The following is a 17866-nucleotide window of genomic DNA, read 5'->3' as shown; positions in this document are numbered from 1 at the left end:
GATGCTAGCCGACCGGCCGATCGGCCGACCGATCGGCTTTACAGCGCGCCGGACCGGCTGCTAGCGTCCGTATCAATTATTCAATTGATCGATCGAATGAATAGGAGGACGCAGTGGACGGTCGGCTCCTCGCCGCGGCCGCCCGGGTCCGGACGGTCGTCGCGGCCGGGCACGAGACCGCCTACCACGAGGCCGGGACCGGGCGGCCCGTCGTGCTGCTGCACGGTTCGGGCCCCGGCGTGTCGGCGTGGTCGAACTGGGCGGGCGCGCTGCCCGCGCTGGCCGCGTCCGGGCACCGGGTCCTCGCCCCCGACATCGCCGGGTTCGGCGGGACGCGCGCCCTGGACGGCGCGGCCTACGGCATCAAGCTCTGGGTGCGGCACCTGTTCGAGTTCCTGGACGCGGTGGACGTCCCGTCCGCGCTGCTCGTCGGCAACAGCTTCGGCGGCGGGCTGGCGCTCGCCGCGACGCTGCGCGACGCGTCCCGGGTGGACGGGCTCGTCCTGCTCGGCACGCCCGCCGGGACGTTCACGATGACGGAGGGGCTGCGCGCGGGCTGGCACTACGAGCCCGACCTCGACGAGATGCGCCGCATCCTGCGCCTGTTCCCGTACGACCAGAGCCTCGTCACGGACGAGATGGTGAAGGCGCGGTACGAGGCGAGCGCCCGTCCCGGCGCGCAGGACGCATTCCGCAAGCTGATCCCCGAGCCGGGCCCGGCGGACACGCAGGTCAAGGGCGTCCCCGAGGACAGGCTCCGCACGATCGAGAAGCCCGCGCTCGTCGTCCACGGACGCGAGGACAGGGTCATCCCGGTCGAGCTCGGCTGGCGGCTCGCCCGCGCCATCCCGGACGCCGAACTGCACGTCTTCGGCAACTGCGGCCACTGGGTCCAGCTCGAACGCCCGGACGCCTTCACATCCCTCGTGAGCGACTTCGCCAGGCGGCTGCCGTGAGCGCGGAAGGGATCGAGAAGGCGCTCTACGACCTGAACGTCGACCGGCGGGCCCGCGAGGCGTTCACCGGGGAGCCCGACCGGTTCGCCGCGCGCTACCGGCTGACCGGCGACGAGCTGGCCCTGCTGACCGGACGGGACGTCCGCGGCCTCGCCGCCCGGGGCGCGAACCCGATGCTGGTGTGGGGGTTCTGGCTGATGCTCGCCCCCGACGGCGAGCGCGGCACCCCGGCCTACCTGGCCCGGATGCGCGGCGACACGAAAGGAGATTGACCATGGGCACCGTCGTCGGCGGCTTCGTGCTGCCCCACGACCCGATGATGCTCACGCATCCGGACGCGCCGCCCGCCGCCGTGCGCGACCGCGTCCACGCGGCGTACGCGGAGGTGGCGCGGCGGCTCGCGGCGCTCGACCCGACCACCGTCGTGATCTTCGGGACGGACCACTACATCCTGTTCGGCCCGGGCTGCCTGCCGCAGCTGCTGATCGCGACCGGCGACCTGGACGGCCCGGTCGAACGGCTGCCCGGCCTGCGCCGCGGCCCGCTGCCGGACAACGCGCCGCTCGCCCGGCACATCGCCGCGCACGGCCACCGCAACGGCGTCGACTGGGCGGTGGCGCCGACGTTCACCGCCGACCATTCCGTCGTCCTGCCGTACCAACTCGTCGCGGCGCCGCTGGAGCTGCCGCTGATCCCCGTCTACCTGGCGTGCGGGGTGGAGCCGCTGCTGCCGCTGCCGCGCGCCGCCCGCGCCGGGGCGGCGGTCCGGGAGGCGGTCGAGGCGGCCGGGCCGGACGAGCGCGTCGCGGTGATCGGCAGCGGCGGCATCAGCCACTGGGTGGGGACGGCCGAGATGGGCCGCCTCAACACCGGCTTCGACCGGAAGGTGCTCGATCTCGTCGCGGCCGGGGACACCACCGCGCTGGCCGGGCTGGACGACGCGGAGATCCTCTCCGAGGCGGGCAACGGCGCGCTCGAAGTCCGGACGTTCGTCGCCGCGATGTCGGCGGTGGGCCCGTGCCGGGGCGACGTGATCGGCTACGAGGCCGTCCCGGAGTGGATCACGGGCCTCGGGTTCGCGGAGCTGGTCCCGCTGGAGGCCGCCGATGTCCGCTGACGTGACGAGCGCGGGGTGCCGCGTCGTCCTGTGCGCGGCGGACGACGTCCAGCCCGGCCGGATGCTGCGCGTGGTCGTCCCGGAGGCGGGCCCGCTGCTCGTCGCCAACGTCGACGGAACGTTCCACGTCACCGCCGACACCTGTACCCACGCCGAGGCGTCGCTCAGCGAAGGCGACCTGGAGGGACGCCGGGTCGTGTGCCCCGTCCACTGGGCGGAGTTCGACCTCGCGACGGGCGAGGCGCTGTGCTTCCCGGCGACCAGGGCGCTCGCCGTCCATCCGGCGGCCGTGGAGGACGGCCGGGTCGTCGCCTACATCAGGGGTTCCCATGAAGGATGATCTGCTGGCGCTCCGCGACCTGGACGACGGCTGGCTCGACCGCCGCGTCTTCTGGGACCGGGACGTCTACGAGCTGGAGCTGGCGCGGATCTTCGCCCGCTGCTGGCTGTTCGTCGCGCACGAGTCGCAGCTGCCGAAGCCCGGCTCGTTCCTCACCACCTGGATGGGCGAGGACCACGTCCTAGTCGTCCGGCGGCGGGACGGCTCCATCGGCGCCTACCTGAACAGCTGCCCGCACCGGGGCAACCGCGTCTGCACCGCCGAGGCGGGCACCGCGCGCGGGTTCGTGTGCAACTACCACGGCTGGTCCTTCGACCTGGACGGACGGCTCGCCGGGGTCCACGAGTCCGCCGCGTTCGGACGCGAGCCCACGTTCGACCGCTCCCGACTGGGGCTCACGCCCGTCGCGCAGCTCGACACGTACAAGGGCCTGGTGTTCGCCACGTTCGACCCGGACGCGCCGCCCCTGCGCGACTATCTCGGCGACTTCGCCTTCTACCTCGACGTCATGCTGGACAACGACGAGGGCGGGACAGAGTTCGCCGGGGGCTCGATCACGTCCGTCCTGGACTGCAACTGGAAGATCGCGGCGGAGAACTTCGCCGGGGACGCGCTGCACGCCGGGTGGACGCACGCGTCCGGCGCCGAGGCGATGCTCGGCCGGGGCGTCGCCGAGCTCGGCGGGGACGGGGCCGAGAGCTACCACGTCAACGTCAACGGCCACTGCTGGGAGTTCAACCTCGACGGCGTCGGCAACGCGGCGACGCTCGGGGACCGGCGGATCATCGACTACCTGCGCGCGAACGAGGCGCGGTTCGCCGACCGGCTCGGACCGCTGCGGGCGCGGATGGTCGGCTCGATCAGCTCGGTGAACGTGTTCCCGAACTTCTCGTTCCTGCCCGGCCAGAACACGTTCCGGACGTGGCAGCCGAAAGGCCCGCACCGGACGGAGCTGCGCACGTGGGTGCTGGTGAACCGCGACGCGCCCGAGGAGGTGAAGGACGCCTGGCGGAAGGGCGCGATGATGACGTTCTCCCCGTCCGGCGTCTTCGAGATGGACGACGGCGAGAACTGGGAACTGGCGACCCGCTCCAACCAGGGCGTGGTGACGCGGCGGCAGCGGCTCTACTACGGGCTCGGCTCCGACACGGCGGTCGAGCACCCGGAACTGCCCGGCAACGTCCATCGCGGCCAGGTGAACGACGCCAATCAGCGGGCGTTCTACCGGCGCTGGTCGGAACTGCTGCGCGCCGGGACGTGGGACGAGGTGCCGTCATGACCTCGCCGGAGACGTACTGGGAGGTGCAGACCTTCCTCGCGTACGAAGCGCGGCTGCTCGACGAGGAGCGCTATCCGGAATGGCTCGGCCTTTTCACCGAGGACGCGCGTTACTGGGTGCCGGGCGTCGAGAACCGCGGAAGGTCGGATAGGGAAGGGACGTACGCGCCGTCCCGGATGGCGTATTTCGACGACACCCTGGACGACCTCCGCCGCCGCGTCACCCGCTTCACCGCGCCGACCGCCTGGGCCGAGGACCCGGCGACCCGCCACCTCCACGTCGTGTCGAACATCGAGGTCGAGGACGGCGAGACGGCCGGTGAGCTGCTCGTACGCTCGGTCGTCGTGAACTATCGGGGCCAGGGGGACGTGGACGCGGCCACGCTCTACGGGCGGCGCGAGGACGTCCTGCGCCGCGTCCCGGACGGCGGGCTGCGCATCGCGCGGCGGCTCGTCGTCCTGCGGCACGCCGTGCTCCCCGCCAAGAACATCAACACCTTCTTCTAAGGGACGAGCGATGACGGAAGGACGGCTCGCCGGACGGGTCGCGCTGGTGACCGGCGGCGGCAGCGGCATCGGCCGCGCGGTCGTCGACCGCTATGTGGCGGAGGGGGCGCGGGTCGGCGTCCTGGAACGCGACGCGGACCGGGCCGCCGCGCTCGTCCGCGACCACGGCGACCGGGTGGCGGTCGAGGTCGGGGACGTCCGGACGCCCGCCGCGCACACCGCGTCGGTGGCCCGCACCCTCGACGTCCACGGACGGCTCGACGTCTACGTGGGCAACGCGGGCGTCTACGACTACTCGGCCCGTTTCGAGGACCTCGACGCCGAACGCGTCGCCGCCGGATTCACGGAACTGTTCGAGACGAACGTGCTCGGCTACCTGCTGGGCGTGCGGGCCGCCCTCCCGGCGTTGCGGTACAGCGGCGGGACGGTCATTCTCACGGTGTCGTCCAGCGGCCTGTACGCGGGCGGCGGCGGAGTGCTGTACGTGGCGTCCAAGCACGCGGTCGTCGGGCTGATCCGGCAGCTCGCGCACGAGCTGGCGCCGGACGTCCGGGTGAACGGCGTCGCGCCGGGCGCGACCCGCACGGCGCTCGGCGGCCTGTCCGCCCTCGGCACCGCCGCGCGCCGCCTCGAACCGGACGGCCTGGCCCGGCACATCCCGCTCGGCTTCGTCAGCGACCCGGCCGACCACGCCGGGCTGTACACCCTGCTCGCCGACCCGCGCGACTCGCGCTTCATGACGGGCGCCGTCCTCCCGAGCGACGGCGGCCTGGAGGTCCGCGGCACCCGCCCCCGTACGGAGAAAGGCAGGACGCGATGAGGCTGTCGGTGTCGCTGGGGTTCTGGCAGGACCGGCCGCCCGGCGAGGCGCTCGGTACCGCCGTCCACGCCGACGCGCTCGGCTTTCCGGAACTGTGGATCGGCGAGATGGCGACCTACGACGCGTTCGCGCTCGCGACCGCCGTCGCCGCGCGGACGTCCGCGATCGCGCTGACGCCGGGGCCGCTGCCGGTCGCCGTCCGCGACCCGGTGATGATCGCGATGGGCGCGGCGTCGCTGGCCGACCTGACCGGGCGCGCGGTCGGGGTGGCGCTCGGCAGCTCCAGCCCGCACGTCGTGGAGCGCTGGCACGGCCGCGAGCGGCGCGACCCGCCCGCCGCGCTGGCCGAGTCCGCGACCGCCGTGCGGACGCTGCTCGCCGGGGGCCGGGCCGACCTCGACGGGACGGTCGTCCGCGTCCACGACTACCGGTTGCGGCTGCCCGCGCCGCGCGCGCCGATCACGATCGCCGCGTTCGGCCCGGCCGCGATCCGGGTCGCCGCCCGGCACGCCGACCGGATGGTGGTCAGCCTCGTCACGGCGGCCTCGGCGGGACGGCTCGCCGCGCGGCTCCGGGACGAGTCCGCCGCGCTGGACACGGCGGCCCCGCCGGTCGCGGCCTGGGTGCCGGTGGCCGTGGACGGCGGCGCGCGGGCCCGTGAACAGGTGCGCCGCGCGGTCGTCGGCTACCTCGGCGCGCCCGGCTACGCGGAGATGTTCGAGGCGGCCGGGTTCGCGGACGTGGTCGCGTTCGCACGGACCCGCCCGCACCCGGCGGAGCTGCTCGCGGCCGTCCCGGACGACCTGGTGCACGCGGTAGCGGCGATCGGCCCGGCTGACGAGGTAGCCGAACGGCTCGCCTCCTACCCGGTGGACGAGATCGCCGTCCTGCCGTGCAGCACGGACGACGACCCGTGCGGCGAACACACCCTGCGCACCCTGGCCACCATCCTGCCTTCATAGCAGCCCATAGAATTACAATCGTGCAATCACCATCAGAGGCATGGCTTAACAGGGACCAGGATTTCGCACCGGGCAGAGAGCTGTTCCGCTCCGACCGTCCATTTTCCGTATGGGCCTACACCGTCAGCCACAGCCAACTCTTGCTGAGAGCCCGGACCGACGGGGGCCGTCAGTCGAGGATCGATATCCTGTTCAAGCCCGTGGAAGGCCTCAAGACCCGCATCGACTATCGGGACGGAATCATCATTAGGTGCGCCACGCAAAAGGAGCACCAGCAGACTATTGCGGAGACCGGGAACTCCGGCCGCGACTATCGGGTGCTGATCCTGGAATCAGCGGGGACTCGGGACTATGTAGTCACCGGCGCGGTCGGTTGGCGTGAAGATCACGACAATGAACGCGACCCGAGTCACCTCGCGTTCTTCCCCCCGGGAAGTGATCCAAAGCGCATTCTCCCGTCGACCGACTGATCCCCACCGCTCTAGGACGACAGGGAGGCGCGGACGGCGTCCGGTAGTTCGCGCAGGCGGTGGAGCGGCAGTTCGAGGGGCGTCACGTCCCGGGACCAGGGCGCGGCGTCGGCGGCGAGGGCGCGGGCCTGCCGCTTCGTCAGACCCGGCCGGACGTCGATCAGTGCGTCCCGCCAGGTGTTGGCGACCTTGCCGTGCGCCCGCTCCAGCACCGCCCGCAGGACGCGCCGCGCGGAATCGTCGTCCGGCGGCCTTCGGACGGCCTCCACCACGGGACCGTCCGCCGTCACCTCGAACACCGGCTCCAGCACGGCCGCGACCTGCGTCACGTCCGGCGGCTCGGCCAGCACGACCCGCACCCGCTCGGCCCGCGCCGCCAGCAGCACGCGGACGAGCGCCCGCTCCATCCCGGCGGGCAGCGCCACGGCGACCTCGCGCGTCCGCGCCGCGTAGGGCTTGGCCAGCCAGGTGCTCAGCCGGGCGCGCGGCACGCCGGGCAGCACCGGCTTAGGCCAGTCGCCGACCAGCACGTCCGGGCGGAGGCCCGCCAGGTCGTCCGCCGAGGGCGCGAACCGGTCCCGCGACTCGACCGCCTGCGGGCCCTGCGTGTAGATGGCGGCGCCGAACCGGTCGGCGCGGGCGGACGCGGCGGGCAGGCTCTTCGCCGTGGGACGCAGCACGTACAGGTCGGCGGCCGAGCCGATGGCCTCCGCGCCGTGGTACCGGTTGAAGTCCGGGTAGATGGCCTCGGACACCAGGTTCAGGTCGCGCAGCGCGTTCTGCACCTTCAGCGCCAGCGCGGGCGTCCGGTCGCTCGCCCCGTACGCGAGGAGGACGCGCCCGCGCGCCTGCTCGCGCAGCCCTTGCACGGCGCGCGCCACGAACAGCCCGACGCCGTCCGGCGTGTAGGGCGGGTCGGTGATCGCCAGGTCGGCGTACTCGGAGGCCGAAGGCGGGAGCCCCAGCCGCAGGTCGGCCCAGCGCGCCGAGACCCGCAGCCCCAGCTCGGCGGCGCGGGCGTCGATGTAGGCGAGGATGCGCTCGTCCACGTCCACGACCAGGGACTCGACCTCCGGGTGGACGAGCCCGACCGCGAGCGAGGTCAGGTCGTGGTCGCCGACGCACAGCAGCCGCGTGCCGGGCAGCCAGAACCGCGCGCCGAGCAGCAGCGCCCGCCGCACCACCGTGTCCGGTGTCGCGGCGACGTGGTCGAGGACGTGCCGCCCGCGCGGCGCCCCCGCGATCAGCTCCGCCATCCGCTTGACCACCTCGGCGTGGTCGGGCAGCAGGTGCTCCACCGGGTCGGCGGGGGTGAACGGCCGGTACCGCAGCAGTTCACCGACGTCGCCCGTCAGGCGGAACCGGTCGCCCGCGCGCTCCACCTCCAGGCTCGCGAGCAGCGCCTCCACGGAGCGGCGGGGCGCGGCGGTCTCCCGGACGAGGTCCGCGAGCGTCCACCAACCGCCGTCCGCGAGGAGGGTCAGCGCCGCGTGGACCCGCCGGGGCTCCATGTCGCCCGCGGCCGGAAGCGTCCCGTCCTCGTCCTCCATCCGAGGGAGCCTATCGGCCGGGCACCTCCGTGATCGTGGTGAGCGCCTCGTCCAGGGACAGGACGTCGGCGTACTTGGCGTGCAGGTCCAGGAGGTTCGCCTCGTGCAGGCGGCGGTCGCGGTCGCCGCAGGCGTCGTCCACGACCAGCGGGCGGAACCCGTGCTGGAGCGCGTCGGTCGCCGTCGCCCGGATGCACCCGCTCGTCGTCAGCCCGCAGATCAGCAGCGTGTCGATCCCGGACGACGTCAGCGTCGCGGACAGCGACGTCCCGTGGAACGCGCTCGCGTACTGCTTCGTGACGACGGTCTCGCCCGGGGCGGGGGCGGCCCCCTCGGCGAACTCGCCGAGGGGGCTCCCCTCCTCGAACACGCGCAGAGCGGGGATCTTGCGGCGGAACAGGCCGCCGTCCGCGCTTCCCGGCCGGTAGGCGACGCGGGTGAACAGCACGGGCAGGCCCGCCGCCCGTGCCGCGCCGATCAGCGTCACGGACGCGGCGGCCGCGTCCTCGACGGGGGCGCGCAGCGGCGAGCCGTCCACCAGGTAGGCGCGGACGAGATCGACCACCAGCACCGCCGGCGACCGCCCGCACCCGACCCGTCCGGCGAACCCGGACTCGCGATAATCAGCCGCGAGATCGGTCATCTCCGCAGCGCCTCCGCTGACCGCACGTCGACCGGCGGGCGGGGCGCGGGCAGTCCCGTCTCCGCTTCGCAGTTGGCGAGGATCTCCGGGAGCGGCGGGCCCATGTCGAACACCGGGACCTCCGTCCGCTCGGCCGCCTTCTCGGCGCGGAGCGCCTCGGTCGCGGCCGCGTCGAGCACGCCGTCCTCGGAGCAGACGACGCCGTAGCCGTCGCGGGCGCCGTCCGGGGTGACGAGCCCGCGCAGCACCTCAAGCGCGACCAGCTCGGCCGGACGGGCCAGCGGGTCGCCCCATCCGCCGCCGCCCCACGTCACGAAGTGGAGCACGTCGCCCGGCGCGACCGGGACGTCGTGGATCTTGCTGGGCAGCACCTCCCGCGTCCCGTCCGCGCGGTCGATCCACTTGCGGCCCCGCTCGCCGGGACGTCCGCCGTTCACGCCCCACGGGTAGGTGAGCCAGCGGTCGTCGTGGATCGCGATCGTGCCGGGCTCCTCGAAGTGGTAGGCGACGTCCACGCCGTTGCCGCCCCGGTGCAGTCCCGCGCCGCCGGAGTCGGCGATCGTCTCCCACCGCTCGACGCGCAGCGGGTAGTACGACTCCAGGTACTCGCAGGGGATGTTGACGAACGACGGCCAGAGCGAGTGCCCGTCCGGGCCGTCGCCGACCGGGCGTCCCGGCACGCCGCCGAACCCGATCGAGTAGAGCTGGAACCACTCGCCCGCCCGCTCCCCGGACGTGTAGTGCCCCGAGTACATGAAGTGCGGCGACGAGGAGAACCCGGCCGCGTTCAGGATGTCGGGGTTGGTCTGCCCGAGCAGCCCGCCGAACAGGTCGAACACGCGGCCGATGCCGTGGTTGCGGGCGTTCAGCGCGGCGGGGTGGCGCGGCTTCCAGAACGAGTCCTCGGGGATCGTGACGTCGATCAGCGGGTAGAAGCCGTCGTTCCAGAGGATCTGCGGGTCCGCCACGGTGATCACGTAGATCCCGAAGAACATCCGGACGAGGTTCTCGTTGATGAAGTAGTTCACCGGGCCCACGGCCTGCGGCGCGGCGTGCGAGAAGTCGAGGTGGACCTTCTCGCCGTGCCGGGTGAGGGAGATCTTCAGCTCGTAGGGGCCGTAGCCGCAGCCGTCGTCGCAGATGTAGTCGGCGAACTCCAGCGTCCTGCCGTCCTCGAACAGGGCGGCGAGGAGGACCTTCATCGCCTGGTAGTTGCGGTCGAGCAGGGCGTCCAGCGCGGACAGGTACGTCTCCACGCCGAACCGGTCGCACAGCTCCCGGACGCGCCGCGCCGCCGTCGTGCACGCCGCGACGAGGCCGTTCAGGTCGGCGCGGTTCCAGTCGGGCATGCGGACCTGGTTGAGGATGATGCGCAGCGCGTCCTCGTTCAGCTCGCCGCCCTCGTACAGCTTGAACGGCGGGACGACCACGCCCTCCTCGTAGATGGTGCGGGCGTCGGCGGGCATCGAGCACGGCGTCTTGCCGCCGACGTCCGACATGTGCCCGAACATCGACGACCAGCCGACGAGCCGCCCCCGGTGGTAGATCGGGACGACGAGCAGCCAGTCGTTCGCGTGGCTGATCGCCGCGCCGCACGCGTACGGGTCGGACGTCATGAGGATGTCGCCCTCGCCGATCGTCCCGTCGAAGTTGTCCAGGAAGTCGGGGACCGACAGCCCGAACTGCCCGACGACCATCTTCCCGGCCGGGTCCGCGATCAGCGGGAACTCGTCGTGCTGCTCGCGGATGCCCGGGGAGAGGGCGGTGCGGAACAGCACCTCGTCCATCTCGTGGCGCGCGTTGCGCAGCGCGTTCTCGATGATGTCGAGCGTGACCGGGTCGATGTCGACCCGGCCGATCGGCTCGGTGTCGCTCTGCAGGATCTCGGCCATCAGCCCTCCTCGGTCACCGGACGGATCAGCAGGCTGCCGCTCGGGTGGACGGTCGCCGCGTGCCCCGGCAGCACGAGCGTCGTGGAGTCCATCTCCGTCACGACGGCGGGGCCCGTCACGACGTCCCCGGCGAGCAGCTTGGAACGGTCGTAGATGCGGGCGGGCGTGGTGGCGCCGTCCATCCACACCTCGGTCTCGCGGACGAGCGCGCCGGACGGGTCGCCGGTCCCCTCGGGGAGCGTCCGCCACGCCACCTCGGGACGCGGCCCGCTCACCGTCACCCGCAGGTTGATGACCTCCCGCTCGTTGCCGAGCAGGAACGAGAACAGCCGCTCGTGCTCGGCGTCGAACGCGGCGCCGAGCTCGGCGAGCAGGTCGCCGTCCACGGCCGCGCGGTCGACCTCGACGGGGATCTCGAAGCCCTGCCCGTGGTAGCGCAGGTCGATCTGGTACGTCTCGGTCTGGTCGGCGCGCGGGACGCCCTCGTCCTCCAGCCGCCGCGCGGCGGAGTCGGCGAGTTCGAGGAGCGCGGCGCGCAGCTCGGCGTCGTCCAGGGTGGAGAAGCGGCGGACCATCGTGCGGGCGCTCTCGTCGCGGGCGCAGGTCGTCGCGTCGCCGTAGGCGCAGAGGACGCCGGGCGACGGCGGCACGATCACCGGCCACGACCCGGTCAGCCTGCCGAGCGCGTTGGCGTGCAGCGGCCCGGCCCCGCCGAACGACACGAGCGCGAACTCGCGCGGGTCGAAGCCCTGCTGGACGCTGATCAGCCGCAGCGCGCCGAGCATGTTCTCGTTGACGATGTCGATGATCCCGGCCGCCGCCGCCTCGACGCTGGGCAGGCCCATCGCGTCGGCCACCGTCCGGACGGCCTTGCGGGCGCTTTCCACGTCGAGTTCTATCTCGCCGCCCGCCAGTTCGCGCGGCAGGTAGCCGAGGACGACGTTTGCGTCCGTCACGGTGGGGTCGGTGCCGCCCGTCCCGTACGCGGCGGGGCCCGGGTCGGCGCCCGCCGACTGCGGGCCGACGCGCAGCGCCTTCGTCAGCTCGGGGACGTGCGCGATCGAGCCGCCGCCCGCGCCGACCGTCCGGACGTCCACGCTCGTCGCGCGCACGGTGAGGTCGCCGACCGTCGTCTCCCGGCCGATGCGCGGACGCCCGCCGAGGACGAGCGCCACGTCGGTGGACGTCCCGCCCATGTCGAAGGTGAGGAAGTCGCGGAATCCGGCCTGCTCGGCGAACCACACCGCGCCGGTCACGCCGCCCGCCGGGCCGGACAGCAGCAGCGCCACCGGGTCCTCGGCCGCCTTCGCGGCGCGGCTCAGCCCGCCGTCGCTGCGCAGCACCGACAGCGGCGCCTCGATCCCGCTGGCGGTGAGGGAACGGTCCAGGTTGCGGACGTACCGGGACACCTCGGGCTGGACGTAGCCGTTCGCCACGGTCGTGACGGTCCGCTCGTACTCCCGCATCTCCGGCAGGACGCGGCTCGACAGCGACACCGGGATCCCCGGCAGCTCGTCCGCCGCCAGCTCCGCGACCCGCCGTTCGTGCGCGTCGTTCGCGTACGAGTTGATCAGCGAGATGGTGAGGGCCTCGATGCCCTGTCCGGCGAGGCGGCGCAGGGCGTCCCGGACGCGGTCCTCGTCCAGCGGTGCGACCTCCGCGCCGTCCGCCCCGATCCGGCCCGGGACCTCGACGGTGTGCTCCAGTTTCGCGAGCGGCTCCGGCTTCGGCCAGATGATCCACCCGGCGAGCCCGCCCGGCACGAACGACCGCGCGATCTGGAGCACCTGCCGGAACCCCTCGGTCGTGACCAGCCCGACCCGCGCGCCCCTGCCCTGCAGGATCGCGTTCGTCGCCACCGTCGTGCCGTGCAGGACGTGCGCCACCTCCGGCAGGCCGATCCCCGCGTCCCGGCACACCTTGCGGATGCCGTTCAGGACGCCTTCGGACTGGTCTGCCGGGGTGGACGCCGTCTTCGCCCGGTGGCTGACGCCGGTCTCCTCGTCCACGAGCAGCACGTCGGTGAACGTGCCGCCCACGTCGACGCCTAGCCGATATCCCATGCCGTCTCCCGGTGGGTCAGACGATTCCGCGCTCCGTCAGCGCGGCGATCTCGTCGTCGGAAAGGTCCAGGAGGCCGCCGTACACCTCCCGGTTGTGCTCGCCGAGCGCCGGGCCGGGGTGCCGCACCGACCCGGGCGTCTCGCTGAGCCTGGGGAACGCGTTGTGCATCGGCAGTTCGCCGAAGTCGGGGTGGACGAGCCGCACGATCGCCTCGCGGGCGGCGAAGTGCGGGTCGTCGAACATGTCCTTGGCGGTGTAGATGCGGCCCGCCGGGACGCCGCCCGCGTGCAGCTCGTCCAGCAGCGCCTCGGTGTCGAGGGTGGCCGACCATGCCGCGATCAGCTCGTCCAGCTCGGCCATGTTCCGACCGCGCTCGGCGTGCCCGGCGAAGCGCGGGTCGGCGCTCAGCTCGGGACGTCCCATGGTCTTGGCGAGCCGCGCGAACACCGTGTCCTGGTTCGCGGCGATCAGGATCATCTCGCCGGACTTCGTCGGGTACACGTTGCTCGGCGACACGTTCGGCAGCACGGAGCCGGTGCGTTCCCGCTGGTAACCGGCCACGGCCCACTCGGGGAGCAGGGACTCCATCATCGCGAGCACGGCCTCGTAGATCGCGGAGTCGACGACCTGGCCGCGTCCCGTGCGCTCCCGGTGGTGGACGGCGACGAGCGCGCCGATCGTGGCGAACACGGCGGCGAGGGAGTCGCCGAGCGAGATCCCGGCGCGGGACGGCGCCTTCCCCGGATCGCCGGTCACGTACCGGATTCCGCCCATCGCCTCACCGATCGACCCGTATCCGGCGCGCGGCGCGTACGGCCCGCTCTGCCCGAACCCGGACACGCGCACCAGCACCAGCCCGGGGTTCGCCTCACGGAGCCGGTCGAAGTCGAGGCCCCAGCGCTCCAGCGTGCCGGGGCGGAAGTTCTCGACGACGATGTCGGCCTTCTCGATGATCCGCCGCGCGAGGTCCTGGCCCTCTTCCGTCCGCAGGTTGCACGTGACCGACTTCTTGTTGCGCGCGACGACCGGCCACCACAGCGACTTGCCGTGCGGCTTCTCCCGTCCCCACTGCCGCATCGGGTCTCCGGCGCCCGGCGACTCCAGCTTGACGACCTCGGCGCCGAAGTCGCCGAGGAGCTGCCCGCAGAACGGACCGGCGAGCAGTTGTCCCATCTCCACGACGCGCAGGTCGGCGAGCGGGCCGGGGGCTTCCTCAGGCATCGAACCTCGTTTCCTCGGGGGTCAGGACGGGGGGGCGCGGAGCAGGACGGCCTTGGCCGCCAGCACATGGGCGCGCATCACGGACTCGGCCCACGTCCCGTCGTGGGCGCGCAGCGCGGCTACCAGCTCGCGGTGGTGAGCGCAGCTCCGGGTGAGGTCGTCCGGCGAGTAGCGGTGGAAGGTGCGCATCACCAGCGGGAGCTGCACCACGGCGTTGAGCATGGTGACGAGCCGGTTGCTGGCCGCGGCCGCGCGGGCGATGCCGTGGAACTCGGCGTTCAGCTCGGCGACCCGATCGAGGTCTTGTTGGTCGCCCGGCGCGGCGGCCCGCTCGATGAGGCCGCACAGCTCGTCCATGCGGTCGGCGTCCTTCGGCTCGATCCGCGTGGCGGCGCGGCGCGCGGCCGCGCCCTCCAGCAGCATCCGCAGGTCGTAGATCTCGTCCAGGTCCTCGGGCGTCCAGTCCGGGACGCGGGCGCCGCGGTGCGGCAGCACCTCGACCAGGCCCTCGACCTCCAGCCTGCGCAGCGCCTCCCGGACGGGCGTCCGCGACGACCCGGTCGCCTCGGCCAGCTCGGCCTCGCCCAGCCGCGCCCCCGGCGGGTGGACGCCGCCCAGGATGTCGGCGCGCAACCGCTCGTAGACGCGGTCCACGGCAAGGACCATGCGAACCTCCCAGACCGGTGATTGCATGCAACATAGGCAAACTTCCCGGTTGACACAAGGGTCCTACCTGGAAGAATCTTCGAGAGTCACTCCAGCTTGCATACAAGAGGGCGTTCATGGCGAAGGTCGAAGTCATCGAGGTCGGGCCCCGGGACGGGCTGCAGAACGAGTCCGCGATCCTCCCGACCGCCGACAAGGTGCGGCTGATCGAGCGGAGCGTCGCGGCCGGGCTGCGGCGGATCGAGGCGGTGAGCTTCGTCCACCCGAAACGCGTCCCGCAGATGGCGGACGCCGAAGCGGTGATGGAACGCGTCCCCCGCCCGGACGGCGTGAAATACGCGGGCCTGGTCCTGAACCCCCGCGGCCTGGACCGCGCCCTGGCCACCTCCGTAGACGAGGTCAACGTCGTAGTAGTCGCCACCGACGAATTCAGCCAACGCAACCAGGGCTGCTCAGTAGAAGAGGGCCTCCGAAACTGGGCCCAAATAGCAGAAGACGCACGCGCCGCCGGTCTCTACCGAACGGTCACGATCGCAGCCGCCTTCGGCTGCCCCTTCGAGGGCGAAGTACCCACCGCCAAGGTCCTGGACCTGATCCGCCGAATCACAGAAAGCGCCCCAGACGAAATAGCCATAGCCGACACGATCGGCGTGGGCGTCCCGGCCCAGGTCAGAGCACTCCTTGACGGGGCGGCCGAAATAGCCCCCGGCATCCCGCTCCGCTGCCACTTCCACAACACCCGCAACACCGGCTACGCCAACGCCCTGACCGCCCTGGACCACGGCGTCTCCGCCCTGGACGCCAGCACCGGCGGCTTCGGCGGCTGCCCCTTCGCCCCCGCCGCCACCGGCAACATAGCGACAGAAGACCTCGTCTACGCCCTGGACCGAACCGGCCTAAAAACAGGCATCGAAATGGCCACCCTGACAGAAACAGCAGATTGGCTAGCCGACCGCCTGAACAGCCCGGTCCAAGCCCTACTAGGCCGCGCCGGCCCCTTCCCCACCCCGCGCAAGGAGGAAACCGAATGAGCAGCTTCCTGGCACCGAGCACCCCCAACGGCACCGTCACCTACGGCTACCTCGTCGACATGGTCGAGCGCTACTTCAACGCCGTCGACGACTACGACATTGACGGCGTGCTCTCCCTCTTCAACGAGGACGCCGTATTCACCATCCAGTCCGCCCACTCCGTCCACACCGGCCGCGACGAGGGCATCCGCCAGATGTACGTGGAACTGTTCGAGAACTACAGGCGACACATGCGCCACATCCATTTCCGCCACGTCGCCGACCCGGACAACAACCGCGTAGCCAGCCAGTTCACCGTCGAACTGACTGACAACGACGGCAACGACATAACCCTCACGAACGCGAACTTCTTCTACCTGGAGAACGGCAAGTTCAGCCGCGTCTACGTCTACATGAGCGACGGCGCCAACGTCCTCAACTAAGGGGCGGCCCACCGTCAGTTCGTCAAGCCCCACGGCAACGGGCTCGGCGGCGCGTGCGGCGGCCGGACGGGCAGGGGTCTCCAGCGCTCAACGGCGACATCGTGGATAGTCGATGTCGACAATAGGCTAGTGTTGATCACATGAAGCTCTCCCAAGGCGTTGAGTGGGGTCTGCACTGCGTCGTGCTGCTGGCGCGCATGCCGGCCGAGACCGTCGTGCGCCGCACCGACCTCGCCGACTATCACGGTCTGGCCGAGCCGACTCTGGCCAAGCACCTGCACTCCCTGACCCGGGCCGGGCTGCTGCACGCGGTGCCGGGTCCCAAGGGCGGCTACCGCCTCGGCCGCCCGGCGGCCGACATCAGCGTCCTCGACGTCGTCGAGGCGATCGACGGCACGTCCCGGATGTTCGTGTGCACGGAGATCCGCCAGCGCGGCACCGGCGCGCTCTCCCCCGAGCAGTGCGGCCGTCCCTGCCTGATCAACGCCGCGATGGGCGACGCCGAACGCGCCTGGCGGGACTCGCTGCGCACGGTCACCATCGCCGGTCTCGCCGCCCGGATCCCCACCCCGGTCACCGGTGGGGAAACGGCATGAGACTCCACTCCGTGCTGCCGACAGGGGCGGCCCGCAAGCCGGTCCTGCTGCTGTCGCTGGGCACCTTCGCGCTGGGCACCGACGCGTTCGTCATCAGCGGCGTCCTGCCCGTGCTCGGACGCAGCCTCGACGTCGGCGTCGGCGAGGCCGGGCAGCTGATCACGATCTTCTCGGGCGTCTACGCGCTGGCCGCCCCCGTGCTCGCGGTGCTGACCGGCAACTGGAACCGGCGGACCGCGCTGCTCGCGGCCATGGCGGTCTTCGTCGCGGCCAACCTGCTCGCCGCCGTCGCCCCCAACTATCCGATCATGGTGGTCGCCCGGGTGCTCGCCGCGCTGGCCGCGGCGCTGTTCACCCCCGCCGCCTCAGCGGCCGCCGCGTCCCTTTCCGCCCCCGCCGAACGCGGACGCGCGCTGGCGACCGTCCTCGGCGGTCTGACGGTCGCCAACGCTCTCGGGGTGCCGTTGGGAACCCTGATCGGCCAGACGGCGGGCTGGCGTGGCACGTTCGTGTTCGTCGCGGTCCTGGGCGTGATCGCGTTGGCCGGGTTGAGCATGACCCTTCGCTCGATGCCCTCCCCCGGCGTCGTCTCGTTCGCGCAGCGCATGGCCGTGGCCCGGATTCGCGGCGTGCCGTCCACCCTTGTCGCCACGGCGCTGGCGATGACCGGCGTGTTCGTCCTCTACTCCTACCTGGCCTGGTTCGCCGACCATGCGGCCGGTGTCACCGGCAGCGAGCTGACCGTGCTGTACCTGGTCGCCGGAATCACCGCGGTGCTGTCGAACCTCGCCGCGGGATGGATGATCGACCACATGCCGCCCACCCGGGTCGCCGCCGTCGGCATGGCCGGACTGCTGTTCTTCACGCTGGTGCTCGCCGCGCTCGGGCTCACCGGGACCAACGTGGTGGTGCTGTGCCTGGCGCTCGGCCTCTGGTCGCTGATCGGCTGGCTGTTCAACCCGGCCCAGCAGCAGCGGCTGCTCGGCGCGAGCGGCCCCACCGGCCCCATCGCGCTGTCGCTGAACTCCTCGGCGATCTACGCGGGCCAGGCGGTGGCCGGAGGCGTCGGCGCCTTCGCCGTGGCCGGCGGCGCGGGCGTACTGGCCGTGGTGGCGGCCGCCGCGGTCGCCCTCGCCCTGCTGTCGCTGTACGTCTCGACCCGCCGCTCCACCTCCGTCCCAGAACAGGCGGAAACCCCGGCCGAGGCCGTAACCCGGTAAGCGACCTCGACACCGGACGTCCGCTCGTGGTGAGCGACGTCTGGTGTCGAGTTCGCTCACCCCGACGCAAGGCCGGAGACCACACCCGCCAAGTCCGCCTCGCCATGGACC

The 17866-nt window shown here is 72.3% G+C and carries 19 protein-coding genes; 13 read left to right on the top strand and 6 right to left on the bottom strand.

Going from position 1 to position 17866, the window contains the following annotated elements:
* The first annotated feature begins 113 nt into the window (after window positions 1-113).
* Genes ACH01S_RS37600 through ACH01S_RS37560 form a run of 9 tightly spaced genes read left to right on the top strand, consistent with a single transcriptional unit; the run spans window position 114 to window position 6450 of the window.
* Window positions 114-956, top strand: coding sequence for an alpha/beta fold hydrolase (locus ACH01S_RS37600; RefSeq protein ID WP_067903845.1), 843 nt, complete (start codon window positions 114-116; stop codon window positions 954-956).
* On the top strand, window positions 953-1228 hold the full coding sequence (locus tag ACH01S_RS37595; protein ID WP_067903842.1) for a hypothetical protein: 276 nt from the start codon (window positions 953-955) through the stop codon (window positions 1226-1228). The genes ACH01S_RS37600 and ACH01S_RS37595 overlap by 4 nt, the downstream gene beginning before the upstream one ends.
* Before the next feature lie 2 nt (window positions 1229-1230).
* Entirely contained in the window at window positions 1231-2073 is an 843-nt protein-coding gene (locus ACH01S_RS37590; RefSeq protein ID WP_067903839.1) for a DODA-type extradiol aromatic ring-opening family dioxygenase, read from the top strand.
* Window positions 2063-2413 (top strand): non-heme iron oxygenase ferredoxin subunit, encoded by a 351-nt coding sequence (locus ACH01S_RS37585; protein WP_067903836.1) that lies wholly within the window; start codon window positions 2063-2065, stop codon window positions 2411-2413. Before ACH01S_RS37590 ends, ACH01S_RS37585 begins: the two co-directional genes overlap by 11 nt.
* Window positions 2403-3692 carry an aromatic ring-hydroxylating oxygenase subunit alpha gene (locus ACH01S_RS37580; protein ID WP_067903832.1) on the top strand — a complete coding sequence of 430 codons (1290 nt, stop codon included), beginning with the start codon at window positions 2403-2405 and terminating at the stop codon, window positions 3690-3692. Before ACH01S_RS37585 ends, ACH01S_RS37580 begins: the two co-directional genes overlap by 11 nt.
* Window positions 3689-4198 carry a 3-phenylpropionate/cinnamic acid dioxygenase subunit beta gene (locus tag ACH01S_RS37575; protein WP_067903830.1) on the top strand — a complete coding sequence of 170 codons (510 nt, stop codon included), beginning with the start codon at window positions 3689-3691 and terminating at the stop codon, window positions 4196-4198. The genes ACH01S_RS37580 and ACH01S_RS37575 overlap by 4 nt, the downstream gene beginning before the upstream one ends.
* Window positions 4199-4208: 10 nt before the next feature.
* Window positions 4209-5018 (top strand): 3-(cis-5,6-dihydroxycyclohexa-1,3-dien-1-yl)propanoate dehydrogenase, encoded by an 810-nt coding sequence (gene hcaB / locus ACH01S_RS37570; RefSeq protein WP_067903829.1) that lies wholly within the window; start codon window positions 4209-4211, stop codon window positions 5016-5018.
* Window positions 5015-5980 (top strand): LLM class F420-dependent oxidoreductase, encoded by a 966-nt coding sequence (locus ACH01S_RS37565; protein WP_067903827.1) that lies wholly within the window; start codon window positions 5015-5017, stop codon window positions 5978-5980. The genes hcaB and ACH01S_RS37565 overlap by 4 nt, the downstream gene beginning before the upstream one ends.
* 20 nt (window positions 5981-6000) lie before the next feature.
* Entirely contained in the window at window positions 6001-6450 is a 450-nt protein-coding gene (locus tag ACH01S_RS37560; protein ID WP_148344210.1) for a hypothetical protein, read from the top strand.
* Window positions 6451-6461: 11 nt separating this feature from the next.
* On the opposite strand, the gene ACH01S_RS37555 is transcribed toward ACH01S_RS37560, so the two are convergent.
* Genes ACH01S_RS37555 through ACH01S_RS37530 form a run of 6 tightly spaced genes read right to left on the bottom strand, consistent with a single transcriptional unit; the run spans window position 6462 to window position 14486 of the window.
* On the bottom strand, window positions 6462-8000 hold the full coding sequence (locus tag ACH01S_RS37555) for a bis-aminopropyl spermidine synthase family protein (RefSeq protein ID WP_067903821.1): 1539 nt from the start codon (window positions 7998-8000) through the stop codon (window positions 6462-6464).
* A 10-nt stretch (window positions 8001-8010) separates the two neighbouring features.
* Window positions 8011-8643, bottom strand: coding sequence for an isochorismatase family protein (locus tag ACH01S_RS37550; RefSeq protein ID WP_067903819.1), 633 nt, complete (start codon window positions 8641-8643; stop codon window positions 8011-8013).
* The gene (locus ACH01S_RS37545; protein ID WP_067903816.1) at window positions 8640-10535 is read right to left on the bottom strand and encodes a hydantoinase B/oxoprolinase family protein; all 1896 of its coding nucleotides are present in this window, start codon (window positions 10533-10535) and stop codon (window positions 8640-8642) included. The genes ACH01S_RS37550 and ACH01S_RS37545 overlap by 4 nt, the downstream gene beginning before the upstream one ends.
* Window positions 10535-12598, bottom strand: coding sequence for a hydantoinase/oxoprolinase family protein (locus ACH01S_RS37540; protein ID WP_067903813.1), 2064 nt, complete (start codon window positions 12596-12598; stop codon window positions 10535-10537). The genes ACH01S_RS37545 and ACH01S_RS37540 overlap by 1 nt, the downstream gene beginning before the upstream one ends.
* A gap of 16 nt (window positions 12599-12614) precedes the next feature.
* Window positions 12615-13820, bottom strand: a complete 1206-nt coding sequence (locus ACH01S_RS37535) for a CaiB/BaiF CoA transferase family protein (protein WP_067903810.1) — start codon at window positions 13818-13820, stop codon at window positions 12615-12617.
* Between the two features lie 21 nt (window positions 13821-13841).
* Window positions 13842-14486: a GntR family transcriptional regulator gene (locus tag ACH01S_RS37530; protein WP_067903807.1), complete on the bottom strand. Its 645-nt coding sequence runs from the start codon at window positions 14484-14486 to the stop codon at window positions 13842-13844.
* 116 nt (window positions 14487-14602) lie between these two features.
* Here ACH01S_RS37530 and ACH01S_RS37525 point away from each other — a divergent pair, with 116 nt between their 5' ends.
* The 4 genes from ACH01S_RS37525 (at window position 14603) to ACH01S_RS37510 (ending at window position 17755) form a co-directional block, all read left to right on the top strand.
* Entirely contained in the window at window positions 14603-15517 is a 915-nt protein-coding gene (locus ACH01S_RS37525; protein WP_067903804.1) for a hydroxymethylglutaryl-CoA lyase, read from the top strand.
* On the top strand, window positions 15514-15939 hold the full coding sequence (locus ACH01S_RS37520) for a nuclear transport factor 2 family protein (RefSeq protein WP_067903801.1): 426 nt from the start codon (window positions 15514-15516) through the stop codon (window positions 15937-15939). Before ACH01S_RS37525 ends, ACH01S_RS37520 begins: the two co-directional genes overlap by 4 nt.
* 140 nt (window positions 15940-16079) lie before the next feature.
* Window positions 16080-16535, top strand: a complete 456-nt coding sequence (locus ACH01S_RS37515) for an RrF2 family transcriptional regulator (protein WP_067903798.1) — start codon at window positions 16080-16082, stop codon at window positions 16533-16535.
* Window positions 16532-17755, top strand: a complete 1224-nt coding sequence (locus tag ACH01S_RS37510) for an MFS transporter (RefSeq protein ID WP_067903795.1) — start codon at window positions 16532-16534, stop codon at window positions 17753-17755. Before ACH01S_RS37515 ends, ACH01S_RS37510 begins: the two co-directional genes overlap by 4 nt.
* Window positions 17756-17866 lie beyond the last annotated feature (111 nt).

The organism is Actinomadura chibensis NBRC 106107 (genome assembly GCF_001552135.1).
In the GTDB taxonomy this organism is placed as follows: domain Bacteria; phylum Actinomycetota; class Actinomycetes; order Streptosporangiales; family Streptosporangiaceae; genus Spirillospora; species Spirillospora chibensis.
Note: the sequence above shows the minus strand (reverse complement) of the source record. Positions and strands in the feature narration are given on the sequence as shown.